This window comes from Coleofasciculus sp. LEGE 07092, assembly GCF_015207375.1.
Classification (GTDB): Bacteria; Cyanobacteriota; Cyanobacteriia; order Cyanobacteriales; family Coleofasciculaceae; genus LEGE-07092.
Genome location: NZ_JADEWY010000269.1, coordinates 1 through 2,083 on the forward strand (window position 1 = coordinate 1; position 2,083 = coordinate 2,083).

Annotated in this window: 1 protein-coding gene; it reads right to left on the minus strand. The window is 50.3% G+C overall.

The window, feature by feature from the left end:
* Positions 1-2,083, minus strand: a 2,083-nt coding sequence (locus IQ257_RS29410; protein ID WP_193933503.1) for a pentapeptide repeat-containing protein, incomplete at both ends; no start/stop codon positions are given.

A 2,083-nucleotide genomic window follows, 5' to 3' on the forward strand; every position in this document is an offset into this window, starting at 1 on the left:
CAATTCACCTCACTCAAATCCGCCTTTTCCAAACTCGCCCCCGTCAAATCCACACCACCCAAATCCGCACCACTCAACTTCGCACCCACCAACGTCGCCCCAACTAACACAGCACCCCTTAAATCCGCATTCCCCAACTTCGCCCAACTCAAATCCGCACCCTGCAACCGCGCTTCCTGCAAATTGGCACCCACCAACTTCGCCTTCCGCAAACTCGCATGACTCAAATCCGCACCACTTAAATCCGCGATCGCTAATTTCGCCCCATCCAACCGCGCCTTCTTTAAATCTGCACCCCGTAGAATCGCCCCAATTAAATTCGCATTCCGCAAATCTGCCCCCGCTAACTGCGCCCCAGCTAAATCCGCATTCTGAAAATTTCGCCCCCCACTCTCATAACGCGATCGCATTTCCCCCGCTTCCGTCACACTAATTTCTCGCTGCGGCGGATACCGAAAGGTAAACGTAAACGTATCCCCACTCTGCATTACCTGCCACATCTCCTCATACAACCCATAAGAACCCACCCCACTCAACTTCACCCAACCCTTGGCACGAGTTAGCGCCACAAATAACTGATTCCGCAATTGCAGATTACTCTCATCCTTCGCCACCTGATCCAACCCCACCACATACACCATCTCCGCCTCATTCCCCTTCGCCCGGTGAATGCGAGATACCGTAACCCCTCCCTCACACCAAAACTTATTCGGATCGCGATTATCCTTATCAATTTGCAGGATATTGCAATCCACCGCACTGGGAATATAAATATCAATTCCCTGGGACATCAAAAACTCTGCCACAGTCGTTTCCAATCCCATGGCATCCAACCCCAACCCTAAAACAATGACTAAAATTTCCCGACTGGGTTTGAGTCCGTCATAGCGGAGATTGTAGAAAATGCTATCTGCTAATGCCGTTAACTCTTCCTGGCGCGATCGATAGGCGATAAACTCCAACACCGCACCCTCCCACAACTCCGGCACCCGATTCGGAGAATTTTCCTTGGGGCGTCTCAGGGTAATTTGTTGACCTGGAACAAAACACCCCGTCACCTCATACCCGATCGCTTCCCAATCCTGGGTACGAGTAATTCCCGTCAGCATTCCCCCCCGCCGCAATAACCCCATCCCAATACCATGGGCAGCAGTCAGAATTGCCCCAGGTGTGCGATAGCAACGGTGCATGGTTTCACTCTTTCTAATCCCGCCTGCATACTGCCCCGTCACCAAATGCCCCAACTCTTCCCCAAACAACTCGCTAGCATTGGGAATATTCAAGCTTTCCAAACTTTGAGCTTCGTCATAGCCCCAAATTAACCGCCGTTGCTCCGGCTGTGCCAAGTCAACAGGGCGCAACGCTTGATACGCCATCCAATAGAACGGCTGTTTACCCTCAAATTTCAACGGGTTATCAACGATTAAGTCTTGACCTTCATCAATTAAGATGGCATTATATAATTGGGGAAGCAATGTGTCCTGTAATAAGTAAAAACAGACTTCCGCTAACGCTTCATTCGGTCGCTTACGTTCTGTATCCCTGACAGTAAGCCGCTTTACTCCCGCTGCTTGGCAAAGGGTACTATAAAGTCCCGGTTGCCGTTTCGCTCCCCAAGCATGAAGGACGCGCAACTTTAAATTCTGGGTATCATATCTCACCTCACCACTACTGAAACGACGCAACCACTTATCCAACTGATTGATAATTGGGTGGTATAAGCTGCGGCTGAAGAACACTAACGCAATATCCCACTCTGGATGCTTCAGGTGCATGTGTGCTGCTTTCTGACACAGCATCACCGTTTTCCCTGACCCGGCAATTCCCCGAATTCGCTGGGGTCCTGAGGGAATAGATTTGGCGATATGTTCTTGCTCTATATCAAATTCCGATAAGCGCTGCCGCACCTGGGCAAGCACGCTGGCACGGGTTTGTTGGGGTTGTTTAACCTCCCCCTGGTAAGGGGAAGTAGAACGTTTGGTGCGGAAAACTGGCGTACCGCTAATTACTGCTTGCAATAACTTCCACTGTTCCTGGGTGAGATTGGAACCTGTGATAATAGTATTAGTTCGCTCAATTAGTT